Genomic DNA, 468 nt, shown 5'->3' with positions numbered 1-468 from the left:
CCGATAACCGGCCCCAGCATCGTTCCCAATCCGCCGACCAGCGTGATCAAAACGACCTCGCCCGAGGTCGACCAGTGGACGTCCGTCAAAGAGGCAAGTTGAAAGACGATTGCCTTCGTCGACCCGGCGAGGCCAGCAATGGCTGCGGAGAGAACGAAGAGAACAAGCTGATAGTGTCGCACGCGGTATCCGAGCGAGACCGCACGTGGTTCGTTGTCGCGAATGGCCTTGCAGACCTGGCCGAAAGGGGAGTTCACAATTCGATAGACGGATAGAAGTCCGAACATAAAGATCGCTGCGACAACGATGTAGAGCACCCGGTCGTCCGCCAGATCGAGGAAACCGAACAGCTTGCCGCGCGGCACTGCCTGGATGCCGTTTTCCCCGCCTGTGAAATCCGGGACTTACACCGAAACGAAGTAGAGTAGCTGCGCAAGTGCAAGCGTGATCATGGCGAAGTAGATACCC

At 57.9% G+C, this 468-nt stretch carries 1 pseudogene; it reads right to left on the bottom strand.

What is annotated here, in order from left to right:
• Window positions 1-468, bottom strand: a pseudogene (locus tag ACLFKU_RS44140) (branched-chain amino acid ABC transporter permease); the annotation flags it as partial.

The sequence above is a fragment of the Paraburkholderia sp. EG304 genome, assembly GCF_046543485.1.
Classification (GTDB): Bacteria; Pseudomonadota; Gammaproteobacteria; order Burkholderiales; family Burkholderiaceae; genus Paraburkholderia; species Paraburkholderia youngii.
Note: the sequence above shows the minus strand (reverse complement) of the source record. Positions and strands in the feature narration are given on the sequence as shown.